17 protein-coding genes are annotated in these 18,953 nt (G+C 74.4%); 12 read left to right on the forward strand and 5 right to left on the reverse strand.

Annotated elements, in window-relative coordinates; genetic code table 11:
- Nucleotides 1–2: 2 nt before the first annotated feature.
- Genes CHC04_RS10240 through CHC04_RS10250 form a run of 3 tightly spaced genes read right to left on the reverse strand, consistent with a single transcriptional unit; the run spans nt 3 to nt 2,438 of the window.
- On the reverse strand, nt 3–755 hold the full coding sequence (locus CHC04_RS10240; protein WP_089403788.1) for a TetR/AcrR family transcriptional regulator: 753 nt from the start codon (nt 753–755) through the stop codon (nt 3–5).
- Nucleotides 667–1,464: a hypothetical protein gene (locus CHC04_RS10245; RefSeq protein WP_089403789.1), complete on the reverse strand. Its 798-nt coding sequence runs from the start codon at nt 1,462–1,464 to the stop codon at nt 667–669. Before CHC04_RS10245 ends, CHC04_RS10240 begins: the two co-directional genes overlap by 89 nt.
- Nucleotides 1,461–2,438, reverse strand: coding sequence for an ABC transporter ATP-binding protein (locus tag CHC04_RS10250; RefSeq protein WP_176449931.1), 978 nt, complete (start codon nt 2,436–2,438; stop codon nt 1,461–1,463). Before CHC04_RS10250 ends, CHC04_RS10245 begins: the two co-directional genes overlap by 4 nt.
- Nucleotides 2,439–2,626: 188 nt before the next feature.
- On the opposite strand from CHC04_RS10250, the gene CHC04_RS10255 reads away from it, so the two are divergent.
- The 3 genes from CHC04_RS10255 (at nt 2,627) to CHC04_RS10265 (ending at nt 6,796) form a co-directional block, all read left to right on the forward strand.
- Nucleotides 2,627–3,508, forward strand: coding sequence for a pyruvate, water dikinase regulatory protein (locus CHC04_RS10255; protein WP_089403791.1), 882 nt, complete (start codon nt 2,627–2,629; stop codon nt 3,506–3,508).
- Entirely contained in the window at nt 3,505–5,925 is a 2,421-nt protein-coding gene (gene ppsA, locus CHC04_RS10260; RefSeq protein WP_089403792.1) for a phosphoenolpyruvate synthase, read from the forward strand. Before CHC04_RS10255 ends, ppsA begins: the two co-directional genes overlap by 4 nt.
- A 172-nt stretch (nt 5,926–6,097) precedes the next feature.
- On the forward strand, nt 6,098–6,796 hold the full coding sequence (locus CHC04_RS10265) for an HAD family hydrolase (RefSeq protein ID WP_089403793.1): 699 nt from the start codon (nt 6,098–6,100) through the stop codon (nt 6,794–6,796).
- A gap of 7 nt (nt 6,797–6,803) precedes the next feature.
- Here CHC04_RS10265 and CHC04_RS10270 read toward each other — a convergent pair whose 3' ends face one another.
- Together CHC04_RS10270 and CHC04_RS10275 are read right to left on the reverse strand one after the other, a co-directional pair.
- The gene (locus CHC04_RS10270) at nt 6,804–7,982 is read right to left on the reverse strand and encodes an amidohydrolase family protein (protein ID WP_089403794.1); all 1,179 of its coding nucleotides are present in this window, start codon (nt 7,980–7,982) and stop codon (nt 6,804–6,806) included.
- Between the two features lie 143 nt (nt 7,983–8,125).
- Nucleotides 8,126–9,049 carry a RecB family exonuclease gene (locus tag CHC04_RS10275; RefSeq protein ID WP_089403795.1) on the reverse strand — a complete coding sequence of 308 codons (924 nt, stop codon included), beginning with the start codon at nt 9,047–9,049 and terminating at the stop codon, nt 8,126–8,128.
- Nucleotides 9,050–9,136: 87 nt separating this feature from the next.
- On the opposite strand from CHC04_RS10275, the gene CHC04_RS10280 reads away from it, so the two are divergent.
- The 9 genes from CHC04_RS10280 to pafA all read left to right on the forward strand — a co-directional run bounded on the left by CHC04_RS10280 (nt 9,137) and on the right by pafA (nt 18,936).
- A complete protein-coding gene (locus CHC04_RS10280) occupies nt 9,137–10,069 on the forward strand; it encodes a tRNA (adenine-N1)-methyltransferase (RefSeq protein WP_281252219.1) in 933 nt (310 codons plus the stop codon).
- A 108-nt stretch (nt 10,070–10,177) separates the two neighbouring features.
- Nucleotides 10,178–11,959, forward strand: coding sequence for a proteasome ATPase (gene arc / locus CHC04_RS10285; RefSeq protein ID WP_089403796.1), 1,782 nt, complete (start codon nt 10,178–10,180; stop codon nt 11,957–11,959).
- A gap of 143 nt (nt 11,960–12,102) precedes the next feature.
- Entirely contained in the window at nt 12,103–13,608 is a 1,506-nt protein-coding gene (gene dop / locus CHC04_RS10290; RefSeq protein WP_089403797.1) for a depupylase/deamidase Dop, read from the forward strand.
- Nucleotides 13,608–14,591, forward strand: coding sequence for an acyl-CoA dehydrogenase family protein (locus CHC04_RS10295; protein WP_089403798.1), 984 nt, complete (start codon nt 13,608–13,610; stop codon nt 14,589–14,591). Before dop ends, CHC04_RS10295 begins: the two co-directional genes overlap by 1 nt.
- A 72-nt stretch (nt 14,592–14,663) precedes the next feature.
- Entirely contained in the window at nt 14,664–14,873 is a 210-nt protein-coding gene (locus CHC04_RS10300; RefSeq protein WP_089403799.1) for a ubiquitin-like protein Pup, read from the forward strand.
- 32 nt (nt 14,874–14,905) lie between these two features.
- Nucleotides 14,906–15,622 (forward strand): endonuclease domain-containing protein, encoded by a 717-nt coding sequence (locus CHC04_RS10305; RefSeq protein ID WP_089403800.1) that lies wholly within the window; start codon nt 14,906–14,908, stop codon nt 15,620–15,622.
- Between the two features lie 145 nt (nt 15,623–15,767).
- Nucleotides 15,768–16,625 carry a proteasome subunit beta gene (gene prcB, locus CHC04_RS10310; protein WP_089404039.1) on the forward strand — a complete coding sequence of 286 codons (858 nt, stop codon included), beginning with the start codon at nt 15,768–15,770 and terminating at the stop codon, nt 16,623–16,625.
- A 5-nt stretch (nt 16,626–16,630) separates the two neighbouring features.
- The gene (prcA, locus tag CHC04_RS10315; protein ID WP_089403801.1) at nt 16,631–17,530 is read left to right on the forward strand and encodes a proteasome subunit alpha; all 900 of its coding nucleotides are present in this window, start codon (nt 16,631–16,633) and stop codon (nt 17,528–17,530) included.
- 47 nt (nt 17,531–17,577) lie between these two features.
- Nucleotides 17,578–18,936: a Pup--protein ligase gene (pafA, locus tag CHC04_RS10320; protein ID WP_089403802.1), complete on the forward strand. Its 1,359-nt coding sequence runs from the start codon at nt 17,578–17,580 to the stop codon at nt 18,934–18,936.
- Nucleotides 18,937–18,953: the final 17 nt, after the last annotated feature.

Consider the following 18,953-nt stretch of genomic DNA (forward strand, 5'->3'; position numbering starts at 1 on the left):
GGCTACCCGGCGGGCGCGGGGGGAGCCGGCCGCGGCGCGATGCCGTCCACGAAGACCGACACCAGCTCGCGGATGCCCGCCTCGTCCAGCCCGCCGGGACCGGCCAGGGGGCTGGTCTGCACGCCGAAGAGGGTGGCCAGCAGCACCACCGCCGTCCGCGTCGGGTCCAGGTCGGCGCGCACCCGGCCCCGCTCGCGCTCGGCGCGCAGGTAGTCGGCGAGCAGCTGGGGAGGCCCGCCCAGGCCCCGCACGGTCTCGTCGAGCGCGGCGCCCTCGAGGTGGCGCTGCAGCTCCGGCGTGGCCGCCATCGCCAGCTCGAGCGGGACGACGGTCTCCCGCAGCCGGGACAGCTCGACGAACACCTCGGTGAGGACGTCGGCCACCGGCCGGCCGCCGGCGCGGGCGGGCAGGTCGGCCATCCACTCGGTCAGCCCGCGCTGCCCCTCGACGGCGGCGGCGACGAACAGCGCCCGCTTGTCCGGGAAGTGGCGGTAGATGGAGCCCTCGGCCACGCCGGCGCGCTCGGCGATGACCCGGGTCGTGGCGTCGTGGTAGCCCACCTCGGCCACGAGCTCGGTCGCCGCCCGGATGAGGGCTGCGCGGGTGTCGGTGCCGCGCGGCAGTGGTCGGCCCTCCCCGGTCGGTGGTCGGTGGTCGGTGGTGTGCCTAGTCGGTGATGTCCCGGCGGGAGAACACGACCCCCGAGACCAGGGCCGCGACCGCGACGTAGGCCAGCCCCAGCACCAGGGCGCCACTGTAGGAGAGGTCGGCGGTGCCGCCGGCGGCGAGCGTGCTGATCGTGGTGCCCGGCAGCCAGTCGCGGAGGGCGGAGACGGCGGCGCCGAGGACCGCCTCGAGCAGCAGCACCCAGCCCACCCCGATGCCGATCGCGATGCCGGCCGAGCGGGTCAGCGTGGCCAGGGCCAGGCCGAGGGTGCCCCACACCAGCAGCGACAGGTACAGGTCCACCGCGGCGCCCAGGACGACGGGGACGACGTCCTGGCCCCAGGCGGTGGGCTCCCAGCCGCCCGCGGCGGCGGCCCCCGGGGCCACCAGGACGTTGACCACGACGGCGAGCAGCGTGGCGCCGGCGGTCGCGAGCGCCAGCGCCGTCCACTTGCCGAGCAGCAGCCGCCACCGGCGGGGTTCGGCGGCCACCAGCACCCGCACCAGGCCGCTGGAGTGGTCGGAGGCCGCGGCCAGCGCCCAGAAGGCCAGCGCGGTCACGCCGAAGAACGACGCCGCCGCCCCGAGCCCGGACACGATGCCCTCGCGGCCCAGCAGCTCGGCCGCCGAGGGGAAGGAGACCCCGGGCCCGTTCTCCGCCGGTGCGCCGCCCGGCTCGACGACCTGGAACACCACGACGTTGACGAGCACGGCGAAGAGCACCGTGAGGCCCGACCAGCCGAGCACGACGCCGCGGCGGCGGAGCCGGACGAGCTCGCTGCGCACCACGGCGGTCACCGGGCTCCCCCCTCGGCGGCCGCGGGGACGGGGCGCGCCGCGGCCGCGCGGCCGGCCGCCGGCTCGCCGCCGTCGCCGCCGGTCATCTGCAGGAAGACCGACTCCAGGGTGTCCCGGGTGGCGGTCAGGGCGCGCAGCGTGATGCCCGCGCCCGCGGCGGCGCGGTTGACCGCCGCCGCGGCGTCGCCGTCGGCGGCCACCCGCAGGCGGCCCGGCGCCGGGGTGGTCACGTGCCACCCGGCGTCGGCGAGGACGCGGCCGAGCCGCTCGGTGTCGGCCGCGTGCTCGGGGGCGACGTCGACGTGGGTCCCGGCCCGGGCCAGCAGGTCGGCGACGGTGCCGTTGTAGAGCAGCACCCCGAAGCGGACGACGACCAGGTGGGTGCAGATGCTCTCGATCTCCGACAGCAGGTGCGAGGACACGACCACGGTGCGGCCGGACCGCCCCAGGTCCTGCAGCAGGGCGCGGATCTCGACGATGCCGGCGGGGTCGAGGCCGTTGGTGGGCTCGTCGAGGACGAGCAGCGCGGGGTCGGGCAGCAGCGCGGCGGCGATGCCCAGGCGCTGCTTCATCCCGAGGGAGAAGCGCCGCACCGGCTCGCGGTCGCGGCCGGTGAGGCCGACGGCGCCGAGGACCTCGTCGACCCGGCTCACCGGCAGCCGCCGCAGCCGGGCGAGGGAGACGAGGTTGGCCCGCGCGGACAGGCCCGGCACGAAGGCCGGGCCCTCGACGAGCGCCCCGACCTGCCCGGCGTAGGCCCGCGGGTCGGTGATCGGCTCGCCGAGGACCTCGGCGGTGCCGGCGCTGGGCCGCACGAGCCCGAGCAGCATGCGGATGAGGGTGGACTTGCCCGAGCCGTTGGGGCCGACGAGGCCGATCACGCCACCGCGGGGCAGCGACGTGGTCAGGTCGTCGACCGCGACGACGGAGCCGAAGGTCCGGCGCAGGGACGCCGTCGCGACAGCCGCGGTCACGGGGAACCTCCTGGGTCGTGGAGGGCCGGCCCTGGGGCGAGCCGGCGGGCGCCTGTGTGAGTGAGCGCCCACTCACAACGGTAGCCGGTCGCCCGACCGGTGTCACGACCCCGCACGACCTGTCCCTGCCGCGAGGAGTCGGGTTACATCACCGGTGCGACCCGCGACGCGAGGCGAGGAGGCGGTCCGTGGACCCGGACGAGGTGGCCGTGCCGGTCTTCTTCCTGTCCGACAGCACCGGGATCAGCGCCGAGACGATGGGCAACGCGCTGCTCATCCAGTTCCCCGACGTGCCCTTCGAGCGCACGACGATCCCCTTCATCTCCACCGTCGAGCACGCCCGCGAGGTGGTCGCCGAGCTGGACGCGGCGATGGAGGGCCCGGTGCCCCCGCTGGTGTTCACCACCGCCGCCGTCGACGAGGTCCGCGAGGAGCTGCTGCGCTCCAAGGCGCCGATCATCGACTTCTTCGGCCTGCACATGAGCCGGGTGGAGGAGCAGCTCGGCGCCCGCGGGCTGCACGAGGCGCGGCGGCTGCACGGGGTCGGCGACGTGCGCCGCTACAACGACCGGATGGCGGCCGTGGAGTTCGCCATCGAGCACGACGACGGGCAGAGCTCCCGGGCGCTGGAGCGCGCCGACGTCGTCCTGCTGGCCCCCTCCCGCTGCGGCAAGACCCCGACGGCGATGTACCTGGCGCTGCAGCACGGCCTGTTCGTCGCCAACTACCCGCTGGTCGACGAGGACCTGGAGACCACCGACCTGCCCCGCCCGGTGCGGGAGCTGGCCGACCGCTGCTTCGGGCTGACCACCACCGTCGCCCGGCTCAGCCGGGTCCGCTCCGAGCGCCGGCCGGACTCCCGGTACGCCTCGGAGGAGCAGTGCCGCTTCGAACTGCGGCGGGCCGGTGCGATGTACCAGGCTCACGACCTGCCCACGGTGGACACCTCGGCGGCCTCCGTCGAGGAGATCGCCACCGTGGTGATCCAGACCCTGGCCCGGCGACGGCGCGCCTCCGGGCGCGCGCCGTCCGGCCGCGACCCCCGGCGAGGAAGGACCACCCGCTCATGAGCACCGACACCGCCCCCGAGGTCCCCGCCGACACCTCCGGGGGTGCCGACAACGTCCGCTGGTTCGCCGAGCTGGGCCTGGGGGACCTGGAGGTGGTGGGCGGCAAGAACGCCTCGCTGGGCGAGATGATCTCCCACCTGGCCGACGCCGGGGTCAGCGTCCCCGACGGCTTCGCCACCACCGCGGCGGCCTACCAGCGCTTCCTCGGCGAGACCGGGCTGGCGCAGCGGATCGCCGAGCGGCTGCGCACGCTGGACACCGACGACGTCCGCGCGCTGGCACGGGCCGGTGAGGAGATCCGCCGCGAGGTCGTGGAGCAGCCCTTCCCGCCGGACCTGGAGGCCGACATCCGCCGCGCCTACCAGCGGCTGGCCGGCGACGACGCCGAGGCGTCCTTCGCGGTGCGCTCGTCGGCCACCGCCGAGGACCTGCCCGACGCCTCCTTCGCCGGGCAGCAGGAGACCTTCCTCAACGTCCGCGGCATCGACGCGGTGCTGCAGGCCGTCCGGGAGGTCTACGCCTCGCTCTACAACGACCGGGCGATCGCCTACCGGGTGCACCACGGCTTCGACCACGAGGCGGTGTCGCTGTCGGCCGGGGTGCAGCGGATGGTCCGCTCCGACGTCGGCGCGTCGGGGGTGCTGTTCACCATGGACACCGAGTCCGGCTTCCGCGACGCCGTCTTCGTCACCTCCGCCTACGGCCTGGGCGAGGGCGTGGTGCAGGGCGCGGTCAACCCCGACGAGTTCTACGTCTACAAGCCCGCGCTGCGCGCCGGGCGCCCGGCGATCCTCAAGCGGGGCGTGGGGGAGAAGGCCACCAAGATGGTCTACACCGACGCCACCGAGGTGGGCCGCACCACCGCGTTCGTCGACGTCGACCCCGCCGAGCGCCGGCGGCTGTCGCTCACCGACGCCGAGGTCACCGAGCTCGCCCGCCAGGCGCTGCGGATCGAGGAGCACTACGGCCGCCCCATGGACATCGAGTGGGGCAAGGACGGGCTGACCGGGCAGCTGTTCGTGCTGCAGGCCCGCCCGGAGACGGTGCAGTCCCGCGCCGGCAACACCACCGAGCGCTACCGGCTCACCGGCACCGGCACCGCGCTGGTCGAGGGGCGGGCGATCGGGCAGAAGATCGGCGCCGGCCCGGTCCGGGTGCTCTCCGACATCGACCAGATGGACGCCTTCACCCCCGGCGACGTGCTGGTGGCGGACATGACCGACCCCGACTGGGAGCCGATCATGAAGCGCGCCTCGGCGATCGTCACCAACCGCGGCGGGCGCACCTGCCACGCGGCGATCATCGCCCGCGAGCTCGGCATCCCCGCCGTCGTCGGCACCGGCACCGCCACCCGCACGCTCACCGACGGCGACCCCGTCACCGTGTCCTGCGCCGAGGGCGACACCGGCGTCGTCTACGCCGGGGAGGTCGGCTTCGAGGTGGAGGAGACCCGCCTGGACGCCATGCCGGAGATCCCCGTCAAGATCATGATGAACGTGGGCACGCCCGAGCAGGCCTTCGCCTTCTCCCGGCTGCCCAACGCCGGGGTCGGCCTGGCGCGGCTGGAGTTCGTCATCAACCGGCAGATCGGCATCCACCCCAAGGCGCTGCTGGAGCTCGAGCAGCTCGACCCGCCGCTGCGGGCCCAGGTGCAGGAGCGGATCGCGGCCTACCCCTCGGCGCGGGACTTCTTCGTGCAGCGGGTCGCCGAGGGGGTGTCGACGATCGCGGCGGCGTTCGCGCCGGAGCCGGTGATCGTGCGGATGAGCGACTTCAAGTCCAACGAGTACGCCAACCTGCTCGGCGGCGAGCGCTACGAGCCGCACGAGGAGAACCCGATGATCGGCTACCGGGGCGCCTCCCGGTACCTGTCGGCCGACTTCGCCGACTGCTTCGCGATGGAGTGCGAGGCGCTGCGGTACGTGCGCGACGAGATGGGCCTGACCAACGTCAAGATCATGATCCCGTTCGTGCGGACGGTGGCGGAGATCGAGGGCGTGGTGGAGCTGCTGGCCTCCCACGGCCTGCGCCGCGGGGACAACGGCCTGTCGGTGGTGATGATGTGCGAGCTGCCGTCGAACGCCGTGCTGGCGCACGCCTTCCTCCAGCACGTCGACGGGTTCTCCATCGGCTCCAACGACATGACCCAGCTGACCCTGGGGCTCGACCGCGACTCCGCCCTGGTCGCCGCCGGCTTCGACGAGCGCGACCCCGCGGTGCTGGCCATGCTGGAGATGGCGATCACCGCCTGCCTCGAGCGCGGCAAGTACGTCGGCATCTGCGGCCAGGGCCCCAGCGACCACCCCGACCTCGCCCAGTGGCTGCTCGAGAAGGGCATCGAGACGATGTCGCTCAACCCCGACACCGTCGTCGACACCTGGCTGCACCTGGCCCGCAGCGCCCGCACCGCCGGCTGAGGGAGCCCGGCGCCGACGCCGCACGCCTGGGACACTGGAGGGAGACCACCTGCCGCGGCGACGCCGCCCGGCGCTCGACGACGAGCCCGGGGCGCACGCGGCAGGCACCCCCCCGTCCCGCGCTGCGCCCCGCCCGGCGCCCGGGACGACGAGCCGGAGGAACGACCACCCCATGCCGAACCGGCCCCTCGCCGTCCTGCTGGACATGGACGGCACCCTCGTGGAGACCGAGCAGCACTGGGGGAGCGCGCTGTTCGCCCTGGCCCGGCGCCTGGGCGGGAAGCTCAGCGGCGCGGCCCGCGAGGCCACCGTCGGCACCAGCATGCGCACCGCGCTGGGCATCCTCTACGCCGACCTCGGCCTCGACCGCGCCGCGCGGTGGGAGGCCGACGCCGCCTGGGTCGAGGACGTCGTCGCCGACCTGCTCGCCCGGGACGTCCGCTGGCGCCCGGGCGCGCGCGAGCTGCTCACCGAGGTGCGCGCGGCCGCCCTGCCCGCCGCCCTGGTGACGACGACCCCGCGCCGGCTCGCCGACCTCGTCCTCACCCGGCTCGCCCGCGACCTCGACGTGCCGCCCTTCGACCTCACCGTCTGCGGCGACGAGGTGCCGGCCCGCAAGCCCGACCCGGCGCCCTACCTGCAGGCCGCCGCGGGGCTGGGCGTCGACCCGGCCGGGTGCGTGGTCGTGGAGGACTCCGCGTCCGGGGTGGCCGCCGGCCTGGCGGCGGGCTGCGCGGTGCTGGGCGTGCCGTCACTGCAGCCGCTGGCCCCCGCGCCGGGCCTGGTGCTGCGCGACACGCTGGCCGGCGTCGGCCTGGCCGACCTCGGCGACGTCCTCGCCGCGCGGGAGCCGGTCGCCAGCGGGACCTGAGGCCCGCTCAGCCCGCGGGGAGCACCTCCCGGCCGCGGGAGACGACCAGCGCCACCCGCTCGAGCGCGAGCGGGTCGGTGGTGGGGTCGCCGTGGACCAGCAGCAGGTCGGCGTCCAGGCCCGGCGCCAGCCGTCCGGTGCGGCCGCCGAGGCCGCAGGCCCGCGCCGCCGCCGACGTCGCGGTGGCCAGCGCCTCGGCCGCCGGCACCCCGCCGCCGGCCAGCGAGGCCACGGCCCGGGCGAGGACCCCGTGGGGCTTGGCCGGGCTGACGCCGGAGTCGACCCCGCTGACGACCCGCACGCCGGCCCGGTGCAGCCCGGCGGCCGCCGCGGCGCGGGCCTCCTCGGTCGTGCCGATGCGGGCGATGAGCTGCTGGATCGGCGGGGGTGGGGTGGCGCCCGCGGCGACGCCCAGGGTGGGGCAGACGACGGTGCCCGCCCGCGCGAGCCGCTCGGCCGTTCCCGGCGGGACGCCCCAACCGGTGGCGGTGAGGCCGAGGCCGTGCTCGATGCCGTCGACGCCGGCGGCCAGCACCTGCTCGATCACGCTCAGCGGGTAGGCGTGCGCGGTCACCGGCAGGCCGAGCCGGTGCGCCTCGTCGACCACCGCCTGCACCTCCGCGTCGGTGTACTGCCCGGCCGTGGTGTCGGTGCCGGGGGTCAGGAACCCGCCGCTGGCCATCAGCTTCACCACGTCCGCGCCGCGCTCGGCCCGCTCCCGTACCGCGGCCCGCAGCGCCGCGATCCCGCCGGCCGGACCCCCCAGGGACGCGCAGTGCCCGCCGGGCGTGGTGATCGGCGGGCCGGCGGCGACCACGGTCGGTCCGGTGCGCGGCGCCCGGTCGACGACGGCGTAGCCGAGGTCACCGAGGTCGCGGACGGCGGTGACCCCGGCGGCCAGCTGCCGGTCGAGGGCGGCCGCGACGAGGCGGTCGACCTCCCCGACGGCGAGCTCGGGCAGCTGGTCGAGCGCGCGCGGGCCGCCGTCGCCGCACAGGTGCACGTGGGTGTCGACCAGCCCGGGCAGCAGCGTCGCGCCGGGCCGCTCGACCACCGCCACGCCGTCGGGCGGGGCGGTGCCGGCCGGCTGCACCGCGACGATGCGGCCGTCCTGGACGAGCACCAGCGCGCCGCCGGGCAGCACCCGCTCGCCGTCGAAGGCCCGTCCGGCCCGGTATCCGCGCATGCCGGCTCCCCGGGGGTCGCGGGATGGGCGCCCGACGCTCGTCCGCGGCGCCGCGCCGGTCAACCGGACCCGGCGCGTCCCACTACCGTTACCCCCACCACACGCGCCGCCAGCGTCGGAACGGGCCTGCGGGGGCGGAACGGTCAGGCGCGCTCGACGAGCGGGAGGGTGGCCCACCCGGCCGCCGCGGCGGCGTCGGCGGGGAACGGCGGGGGAGTGCCGCCGAAGGAGGGGCACAGCGCCTGGTGGTCGCACCAGTCGCACATCCGCGTGCGGTTGGGGCGGAAGTCGCCGGTGGCCACCGCCCGCTCGATCGCCGCCCAGATGGCCAGCAGCGTCCGCTCGAAGCGGACCAGTTCGGCCTCGTCCGGGGCGTAGGTGAGCGCCTCGCCGTCGCCGAGGTAGATGAGCTTGAGCTGGCTGGCCACCACGCCGCGGGTGCGCCACAGCACCAGCGCGTAGAACTTCATCTGGAACAGCGCCTTGGCCTCGAAGGCCTCCCGGGGCATCGAGCCGGTCTTGTAGTCGACCACCCGCAGCGCGCCGTTGCGGGCGACGTCGAGCCGGTCGACGTAGCCGCGCAGCAGCAGCCCGTCGGGCAGCGTCACCTCGACCAGCTGCTCGCGGCCCTCCGGCTGGATGCGGGTCGGGTCCTCCAGCCGGAAGTAGGTCTCCACCAGCTTCCCGGCCGACTCCAGCCACGACTGCAGCGACGGGGGAGCGGCGCCGTCCTCACCGGGGGAGAACAGCGCGGCCACCTCCGGGTCGGCCTGCAGCTCCTCCCACGCCGGCGCGACGAGCTCGCGGGCCGCCTCGACGGTGCGCTGGGCCTGCGGCAGGTCGTAGAGCCGCTCGAGCACCGCGTGCACCAGCGTGCCGCGCACCGCCGCGGGGCTGCGCTTCTCGGGCAGCCGGTCGATGGTGCGGAACCGGTAGAGCAGCGGGCAGGTCTTGAAGTCCGCCGCCCGGCTCGGGGACAGCGACGGCCGGCGCGGCGCCCGCTCGGGAGCCGGTGGCGCCGCCTGCTCGCCGTCGGCCGCGGTGTCGGAGGAGAACACTGCAGTCACGTCCCCGAGGCTAGGCCGGGCCACCGACAGTCCCGCGTCCCCCGCGCCGGACGGCCACTCCTCGGGAGGCGCCTAGGCTGGCCGCCCGTGGACGAGCAGCCCGAGCCCAGCCAGACCGCGACGAGCGCCGCACCGGCCCCGACCGCCGAGCCGGTGCCCGCGGAGGAGGAGCCGGGCCCGATCGAGCCGACCGCCGTGCCCGGCGCCTTCGCCGCCGGCGACCGGGTGCAGCTGACCGACCCCAAGGGCCGGCTGCACACCGTCGTCCTCGAGCCCGGCAAGCAGTTCCACACCCACCGCGGCGCCATCGCCCACGACGACCTCATCGGCGCCCCCGAGGGCTCGGTCGTGCACTCCACCGCCAACACCGGCTACCTGGCGCTGCGTCCGCTGCTGGCCGACTTCGTGCTGTCCATGCCGCGCGGCGCGCAGGTCATCTACCCCAAGGACGCCGCCCAGATCGTCGGCTCCGGCGACATCGGCCCCGGCATGCGGGTGCTCGAGGCCGGCGCCGGGTCCGGGGCGCTGACCTGCTCGCTGCTGCGCGCCGTCGGCGAGCACGGCCGGGTGACCAGCTACGAGCGGCGGGAGGACTTCGCCGACGTCGCCCGCGGCAACGTCGGCGCCTTCTTCGGCGGCGTGCCCGACACCTGGGAGCTGCGCCTGGGCGACCTCGCCGACCACCCCGCCGAGGAGGTCGTCGACCGGGTGGTGCTCGACATGCTCGAGCCCTGGGCGGTGCTGCCCACCGTGGCCGCGGCGCTGCGCCCCGGCGGCGTGCTCGTCGGCTACGTCGCCACGGTCACCCAGCTGTCGACCTACGTCGAGGCGCTGCGCGCCCAGGGCTGCTGGACCGAGCCCTACGCCTGGGAGTCGCTGGTCCGGCCGTGGCACGCCGTCGGCCTCGCCGTGCGCCCCGAGCACCGGATGGTGGCCCACACCGCGTTCCTGGTGACCGCCCGCCGGCTGGCCGAGGGCGTCGTCGCCCCGGTGCGCCAGCGCCGCGCCGCCAAGCACTGAACCGGCGCCGTTCCGCTCTCGACCGACCACCGCGAGCCACGGGCACGGTGTCGGTCGGCGTGTATAGATTTGCCTCCTGGCTCCCCCCGATGTGTGCGGAGGTGCGCGATGGGCCCCGGCCATGGTGATGGTCCCGACGAGTTCCGAGCGCGGCGCGAGCGTGACGTCTCCGCCCTGCTCTCCCAGATCTCCTACCTCGAGGAGGAGATCGGCCTGCTGCGCCGCAAGGTGTCCGAGAGCCCGCGCCAGGTGCGGGCGCTGGAGGAGCGGATCGCCGAGGCGGAGGGCCGCGCGGCCTTCCTCTCCGAGCGCAACGACAAGCTCGCCGGCACGCTGCGCGACGCGCGCGAGCAGCTGATCACGCTCAAGGAGGAGGTCGACCGGCTCGGCCAGCCGCCGTCGGGCTACGGCGTCTTCCTCGGCCGGCACGACGACGGCAGCGTCGACGTCTTCACCGGCGGCCGCAAGCTGCGGGTGTCGGTCTCCCCGGCGGTCGAGGGCGACACGCTGCGCCCCGGCCAGGAGGTCATGCTCAACGAGGCGATGAACGTCGTCGAGGCGCTCGGCTTCGAGAAGCAGGGCGACGTCGTCATGCTCAAGGAGCTGCTCGAGCCGGTCGACGGCGTCACCCAGCGCGCGCTGGTCATCGGCCACACCGACGAGGAGCGCGTGGTCTACCTCGCCGACTCCCTCACCGACCAGCCGCTGCGGGTCGGCGACTCGCTGCTGCTGGAGTCCCGGTCGGGCTACGTCTACGAGCGGATCCCCAAGAGCGAGGTCGAGGAGCTCGTCCTCGAGGAGGTCCCCGACATCGACTACTCCGACATCGGGGGCCTGGCCCGGCAGATCGAGCAGATCCGCGACGCCGTCGAGCTGCCGTTCCTGCACGCCGACCTGTTCCGCGAGTACGAGCTGCGCCCGCCCAAGGGGATCCTGCTCTACGGCCCGCCCGGCTGCGGCAAGACGCTCATCGCCAAGGCGGTGGCCAACTCGCTGGCCAAGAAGGTCGCCGCGGTCAAGGGCGAGGGGCAGGCCAAGAGCTACTTCCTCAACATCAAGGGCCCCGAGCTGCTCAACAAGTACGTCGGGGAGACCGAGCGGCACATCCGGCTGGTGTTCCAGCGGGCGCGGGAGAAGGCCAGCGAGGGCACCCCGGTCATCGTGTTCTTCGACGAGATGGACTCGATCTTCCGCACCCGCGGGTCGGGGGTGTCCTCCGACGTCGAGTCGACGATCGTCCCGCAGCTGCTCAGTGAGATCGACGGCGTGGAGGGCCTGGAGAACGTCATCGTCATCGGCGCCTCCAACCGCGAGGACATGATCGACCCGGCGATCCTGCGGCCCGGCCGGCTCGACGTGAAGATCAAGATCGAGCGGCCCGACGCCGAGGCCGCCCGCGACATCTTCAGCAAGTACCTGACGCCGTCGCTGCCGATCCACCCCGACGACCTCGCCGAGAACGGCGGCAGCGCCCAGGCCACGGTGCAGGCGATGATCCAGCGCACCGTCGAGCGGATGTACACCGAGAGCGAGGAGAACCGCTTCCTCGAGGTGACCTACGCCAACGGCGACAAGGAGGTCCTGTACTTCAAGGACTTCAACTCCGGGGCGATGCTGCAGAACATCGTCGACCGCGCCAAGAAGATGGCCATCAAGGAGAGCCTGGAGGTCGGCTCCCGCGGCCTGCGGGTCGGCCACCTCATGCAGGCCTGCGTCGACGAGTTCAAGGAGAACGAGGACCTGCCCAACACCACCAACCCCGACGACTGGGCGCGGATCTCGGGCAAGAAGGGCGAGCGGATCGTCTACATCCGCACCCTCATCAGCGGCAAGGGCAACGACTCCGGCCGCGCCATCGACACCGCGACCAACACCGGCCAGTACCTCTGAGGGAGGGCCCTGCTGCCCCCACGCCTCGCCCGCGTAGGCGCAGGGGCCCTGCAGCAGGGCCGCTCCGGCACGTCACCAGGAGGGGCGCCGGTCACCGGACCGGCGCCCCGGGCGGGGAGCGGGCGGGGCCTAGTCTCGGTCGCATGAGCGTTCGGCGGGTGATGGGCACCGAGGTCGAGTACGGCATCTCGGTCCCCGGGCAGCCCACGGCCAACCCGACGACCCTCTCCAGCCAGGTGGTCAACGCCTGGGCGGTGGCCGACGCGCCGACCCGCCGCCGGCCGCGGTGGGACTTCGAGGAGGAGTCGCCGCTGCGCGACGCGCGCGGGTTCGACCTCTCCCCGGCGCAGGCGCTCGACCACAACGACCTCGAGGAGGACTCGGGGATGGCCAACGTCATCCTCACCAACGGGGCTCGGCTCTACGTCGACCACGCCCACCCCGAGTACTCCACGCCCGAGGTCACCAACCCGCGCGACGTCGTCCTGTGGGACAAGGCGGGGGAGCGGGTGATGGCCGAGGCCGCCCGCCGGGCCGCGCGCATCCCCGGCACCCAGCCCATCCAGCTGTACAAGAACAACACCGACGGCAAGGGCGCCAGCTACGGCGCGCACGAGAACTACCTGATGGACCGGCGGACCCCGTTCATCGACATCATCCGCGGGCTGATCCCGTTCTTCGTCACCCGGCAGGTGTTCGCCGGCGCCGGGCGGGTGGGCATCGGCACCGAGGGCCGCACCCAGGGCTTCCAGATCTCCTCCCGCGCGGACTTCTTCGAGGTCGAGGTGGGCCTGGAGACCACGCTCAAGCGGCCGATCATCAACACCCGCGACGAGCCGCACGCCAACCCCGACGAGTACCGCCGGCTGCACGTGATCATCGGCGACGCCAACCTCGCCGAGCTGTCGACCTACCTCAAGGTCGGGACGACGGCGCTGGTGCTGGCCATGATCGAGGCGCGGGCGCTGACCGAGGACCTCTCCCTCGAGGAGCCGGTGGCCACGCTGCAGGCGGTCAGCCACGACCCCTCGCTCACCGCCCTGGTGCGGCTGCGCGACGGCCGCCGGATGACCGCCGTCGACGTGCAGCGCGCCTACCTCGACCAGGCCGTCCGCTTCGTCGAGCGCGGCGGCGGCGACGACGAGCAGACCGCCGACGTGCTGCGCCGCTGGGCCGAGGTGCTCGACGTCCTCGCCGACGACCCGCTGCGGCTGGCCGACCGGCTCGACTGGCCGGCCAAGCTGCGGCTGCTGGAGGGCTACCGCGCCCGCGACGGGCTGGGCTGGGGTGACTCCCGGCTGCAGCTGGTCGACCTGCAGTACTCCGACGTGCGTCCCGACAAGGGGCTCTACCACCGCCTGGTCGCCCGCGGCTCGATGCAGCGGCTGCTCACCGACGAGGAGGTGACCCGCGCGATGGTCACGCCGCCCGGGGACACCCGCGCCTTCTTCCGCGGCGAGTGCCTGCGCCGCTTCCCCGCCCAGGTCGCGGCGGCGTCCTGGGACTCGGTGGTGTTCGACCTCGGCCGGGAGAACCTGGTGCGCATCCCCACGATGGAGCCGCTCAAGGGCACCCGCGACCACGTCGGCGTGCTGTTCGAGTCGACGTCGAGCGCGCAGGAGCTGGTCGACACCATCACCGGCGGCTGATGGCCGCCCCGGCGCAGGTCGCCCGGCGGCTGGCCGAGGAGCTGCTCGCCCCGGCCGCCGCCGGGGTCGACGCCACCGGCGTGCTGCCGCGCGGGCACCTCGACGCGCTGGCCGACGCCGGCCTGTTCGGGCTGGTGGGCCCGGCCGGCGCCGGCGGGCTCGGCGCCGACGGCGCGACGCTGGCCGCCGTCGCCGAGGAGCTCGCCGCCGGTGACCTGGCGACGGCGTTCGTCTGGCTGCAGCACCACGGCGTCGTCGGCCGGCTGGCCGCCGCCGGCACGCACCCGGACCTGCTCGCCGACCTGTGCCGCGGCCGCCGCCGCGCCGGCATCGCGCTGCAGGCCGCCACCCGCCCCGACGCCGCCCCGGTGACCGTGCGCCGGGACGGCGGCGACCTGGTCCTCGACGGCGCCGTGCCGTGGGTGACCGGGTGGGGCCTCGTCGACGTCGTCCTGGTGGCCGCCCGCGACGGCGAGGACGTGGCGTACGTGCTCACCGACGCCGTCGGCGGGCCGACCGTGGAGGCGGTGCCGCAGCCGCTGGTGGCGGTGCAGGCCAGCGCCACGGTGGAGCTGCGGCTCACCGGGCACCGGGTGCCGGCCGACCGGCTGCTGGGCACCACGCCGCTGGCGCAGGTGCGCGCCGCCGACGCCGGCGGGCTGCGGCTCAACGGGTCGCTGGCGCTCGGGCTGGTCCGCCGCTGCGCGCGGCTGGTCGCACCCTCCCCGCTGGACGCCGCGCTCGACGCCGTCCGGGCGCGGCTGGACGCCGCGGGCCCGGCCGAGCTGCCCGCCGCCCGCGCCGAGGCCGCGGCCCTGGCGCACCGCGCCGCCGCGGCGCTGGTGGTGGCCTCCGGCAGCGGGGCGGCACGGGCGGGCAGCGTCGCCGAGCGGACGGCGCGGGAGGCGGTGTTCCTGCTGGTGTTCGGCTCCCGACCGGCGATCCGGCAGGCGCTGCTGGAGCGGTTCGGCGCGGCCGGCTGAGACCGCCGGATGTCGGTACCTGCGAGTAGTTTCGGCACCAGCACGCACTCGGCGCGCACCAGGGGAGGGCACATGGCCACCAGGGACACCGGCGGGCAGGCGCGGACCACCCGCACCCGGGAGGAGACCGAGGAGGTCGAGGCGTCGGTCGACGCCGAGGTCGCCGAGCGGCACAAGGAGATGTCGGAGGACGTCGACGCCATTCTGGATGAGATCGACGACGTCCTCGAGGAGAACGCCGAGGAGTTCGTTCGGTCCTACGTGCAGAAGGGCGGTCAGTAGTCCTCTGACTACGTATCGTCACGGGGCTCAAGATGGAGAAGCAGTGCCCATCGTGCGGCGAGCACAAGTCACCGTCGCAGTTCGGACGGAACCGCTCGTTGTCCGACGGGCTCTCCTTCTACTGTCTGGCCTGCAACCGCGCGCGGAACCACCGCTGGTACCGCGACAGTCGGCGTCGGCAGGGCAAGGAGGTCCGCGACCTGTCGTGGGTACCCGACGGTCACCGCTGGTGCCCGGTCTGTCGTCAGGCTGTACCCCATCCGCAGTACGTGCGCAGCAGCAGGACGGCATCGGGGTTCGGTAGCCGCTGCAAGTCCTGCCACAACGCCACGAACAAGGCCGCCTACCGGCAGCGTCAGTACGGCATGTCGGACGCTGAACTCGGTGAGCTGAGGGTCGAGCAGGGCGACCGTTGCGCCATCTGTGGGGAGCCTGATCCCCAGCACCTCGACCACGACCATCGGACCGGACGGGTCCGGCAGTGGTTGTGTCAGCGGTGCAACCACGGCCTGGGACTACTCCGGGACGATCCGGCCGTGTTGCACGCCGCCGCGGGGTACGTCGAGCGCCACCGCGACGCGCAGCGCGCATCGGGAGATCCGCAGCGCCGGCCACGAGAAGGGCGACGGTCACCTGCCCCCGGCGCGTCCGCCCTGCGCCACCGCGGGGCAGGGTGCACCACGCACGACGTCGTCCGCGCCCGGGTCGCGGCGCTGATCGCCTCCCTGGAGCGGCCGACCGCCGGTTGACCCCGACCCCGGCGCGCGCAGCTACCACGGGTCCTCCTCGTCCCCGGTGCGGGATCGGCCGCGCCGGTAGGGTCGGCGACAGCCGCCGCGGGGTGCCCGCGGCACGTCGAGGAACGCCCCGCGAGCGGGCGGAGAGGTGGACGGGTTGACCCAGTCGCACACCGGCCGGAGCGGCTTCCCGCCCGCCTACCTGGACCGGGTGGGTTCCTCGTTCACCGACTTCCTCGCCCAGGCCGCCCCCGACCTGCTGCCCGGCAAGCGGCCCCTGCCCACCGTCAACGCCGGCGACCTGACCCCGCACGGCACCACGATCGTGGCGGTCACCTACGCCGACGGCGTCCTCATGGGCGGCGACCGGCGCGCCACGATGGGCAACCTGATCTCCAGCCGCGACATCGAGAAGGTGTACCCGGCCGACACCTGGTCGGTCATCGGCATCGCCGGTGCGGCGGGCATCGCCATCGAGATGGTGAAGCTCTACCAGGTCGAGCTCGAGCACTACGAGAAGATCGAGGGCCTGACGCTCAGCCTCGACGGCAAGGCCAACCGGCTGGCGCAGATGATCCGCGGCAACCTCGGCGCCGCGCTGCAGGGCCTCGCCGTCGTCCCGCTGTTCGCCGGCTACGACCTCGACGCCGCGGAGGGCGCCAGCCCGGGCCGGATCTTCAGCTACGACGTCACCGGCGGGAACTACGAGGAGCGCGGCTACGCCGCCGTCGGCTCGGGGTCGCTGTTCGCCAAGAACTCGCTGAAGAAGACGTGGCGGTCCGGCCTCGACGGCGGCGCCGCCACCCGCACCGTGGTCGAGGCGCTCTACGACGCCGCCGACGACGACTCCGCCACCGGCGGACCCGACCCGGTGCGGCGGCTGTACCCGATCGTCTACCGCGTCGACGCCGAGGGTGCGGTGCGGCTGACCGACGCCGAGGTGGCCGAGGTCGCCGACACCATCATCACCGAGCGTGCCGCCGCCGACCGCGAGAACGTCGACCGGGGGGCCTGAACGCCATGACCATGCCGTACTACGCCTCGCCCGAGCAGCTGATGCGCGACCGCTCGGAGTACGCCCGCAAGGGCATCTCCCGCGGTCGCAGCGTCGCCGTCCTCACCTACGCCGACGGCGTCCTGTTCATCGCCGAGAACCCCAGCTCCACGCTGCACAAGGTCGGGGAGATCTACGACCGGATCGGCTTCGCCGCCGTCGGCCGCTACAGCGAGTTCGAGAGCCTGCGCGTGGCCGGCGTGCGGCTGGCCGACGTCCGCGGCTACTCGTACAACCGCCGCGACGTCACCGGCCGGGTGATCGCCAACGCCTACGCCCAGACCCTCGGTGCGATCTTCACCGAGCAGATGAAGCCCTACGAGGTCGAGCTGTGCGTCGCCGAGGTCGGCACCGACCCCGAGGCCGACCAGCTCTACCGCCTCACCTTCGACGGCTCGGTCGTCGACGAGCCCGACTTCGTCGTCATGGGCGGGCAGGCCGAGGCGGTCACCGGCCACCTGCGGGAGAACTTCCGGCAGGGCCTGCCGCTGGGCGAGGCGCTCATGGTCGGCGTCCGGGCACTGTCGGCGGTCAGCCCGGCGATGTCGGGCGGCAACGGGTCGAGGGAGCTGCTGGCGGCCACCCAGCTGGAGGTCGCCGTCCTGGACCGGCGACGCCCCAAGCGGGCGTTCCGCCGGGTGGTGGGCGCCGCCCTGCGGTCGCTGCTGGGCGAGCGGGCCGCCGGTGACGACGCGGTCGAGGGCGCCACCCACGCGCACACCCCGAGCGCGCCGCAGCCGGGCACCCCGGCCGGTCTGGGTGACCCCGCGGCGCCGGACACCGCGGGCGGCACCGGCGGCTCGGGAGAGGGCAGCGGCCCGCAGACCGGGACGGCCGACGGCGCCGGCAGCGGCACGTCCTCCTGAGGCCGCGGGAACCGGCCGGAGTCGCATCCGGCGCCTAGGCTCGGTCCGTGGACCGACGGATCTTCGGCATCGAGACCGAGTACGGCGTCACGTGCACCTTCCGGGGGCAGCGGCGGCTGTCCCCGGACGAGGTCGCCCGCTACCTGTTCCGCCGCGTCGTGTCGTGGGGGCGCAGCTCCAACGTGTTCCTCCGCAACGGCTCGCGGCTCTACCTCGACGTCGGCAGCCACCCCGAGTACGCCACCGCCGAGTGCGACGACCTGACCGAGCTCGTCGTCCACGACAAGGCCGGGGAGCGGATCCTCGAGGGCCTGCTGGTCGACGCCGAGCAGCGGCTGGCCGAGGAGGGCGTCACCGGCGACATCTACCTGTTCAAGAACAACACCGACTCGGCGGGCAACAGCTACGGCTGCCACGAGAACTACTGCGTCGGCCGGCACGGGGAGTTCTCCCGGCTGGCCGACGTGCTCATCCCGTTCCTGGTCAGCCGGCAGCTGATCGTCGGCGCGGGCAAGGTGCTGCAGACCCCGCGCGGGGCGATCTACTGCGTCAGCCAGCGCGCCGAGCACATCTGGGAGGGCGTGTCCTCGGCGACCACCCGCTCGCGGCCGATCATCAACACCCGCGACGAGCCGCACGCCGACGCCGAGCGCTACCGGCGGCTGCACGTCATCGTCGGCGACTCCAACATGAGCGAGACGACGACGCTGCTCAAGGTCACCATCACCGACCTGGTGCTGCGGATGATCGAGGCCGGGGTGCCGATCAGGGACATGGCGCTGGAGAACCCGATCCGCGCCATCCGCGAGATCAGTCACGACACCACCGGACGCCGCAAGGTGCGGCTGGCCAACGGCCGGGAGATGTCGGCGCTGGAGATCCAGGCCGAGTACCACTCGCGGGCGGCGGAGTTCGTCGACCGGGAGGGTTTCGGCCCGGTGCACCGGCAGATGCTCGAGCTGTGGGGCCGGGTGCTCAAGGCCGTCGACACCGGCGACCTCTCGCTCATCGACCGGGAGATCGACTGGGCGATCAAGCTCTCGCTCATCGAGCGGTACCGCGCCAAGCGCGACCTGTCGCTGTCCTCCCCGCGGGTGGCGCAGATGGACCTCGCCTACCACGACATCTCCCGCACCCGGGGGCTGTACTACCTGCTCGAACGCGCCGGGCAGGTCGAGCGGGTGGCGCACGAGCCGCGGGTGTTCGAGGCCAAGAACGTGCCGCCGCAGACCACCCGCGCCAAGCTGCGCGGGGAGTTCATCCGCCGGGCGCAGGAGAAGCGGCGGGACTTCACCGTCGACTGGGTGCACCTCAAGCTCAACGACCAGGCCCAGCGCACGGTGCTGTGCAAGGACCCGTTCAAGAGCGTCGACGAGCGGGTGGAGAAGCTCATCGCCTCCATGTGAGCCCTGCGGACCCGCGC

Source organism: Geodermatophilus saharensis (assembly GCF_900188205.1).
GTDB lineage: Bacteria > Actinomycetota > Actinomycetes > Mycobacteriales > Geodermatophilaceae > Geodermatophilus > Geodermatophilus saharensis.

Bases quoted from the DNA above. Each gene is read 5' to 3' on its own strand.
- prcA (WP_089403801.1), top strand. From the start codon at position 16,631: ATGACCATGCCGTACTACGCCTCGCCCGAGCAGCTGATGCGCGACCGC.
- CHC04_RS10270 (WP_089403794.1), bottom strand. From the start codon at position 7,982: ATGCGCGGATACCGGGCCGGACGGGCCTTCGACGGCGAGCGGGTGCTG.
- CHC04_RS10300 (WP_089403799.1), top strand. From the start codon at position 14,664: ATGGCCACCAGGGACACCGGCGGGCAGGCGCGGACCACCCGCACCCGG.
- CHC04_RS10265 (WP_089403793.1), top strand. From the start codon at position 6,098: ATGCCGAACCGGCCCCTCGCCGTCCTGCTGGACATGGACGGCACCCTC.
- dop (WP_089403797.1), top strand. From the start codon at position 12,103: ATGAGCGTTCGGCGGGTGATGGGCACCGAGGTCGAGTACGGCATCTCG.
- ppsA (WP_089403792.1), top strand. From the start codon at position 3,505: ATGAGCACCGACACCGCCCCCGAGGTCCCCGCCGACACCTCCGGGGGT.
- CHC04_RS10305 (WP_089403800.1), top strand. From the start codon at position 14,906: ATGGAGAAGCAGTGCCCATCGTGCGGCGAGCACAAGTCACCGTCGCAG.
- arc (WP_089403796.1), top strand. From the start codon at position 10,178: ATGGGCCCCGGCCATGGTGATGGTCCCGACGAGTTCCGAGCGCGGCGC.
- CHC04_RS10295 (WP_089403798.1), top strand. From the start codon at position 13,608: ATGGCCGCCCCGGCGCAGGTCGCCCGGCGGCTGGCCGAGGAGCTGCTC.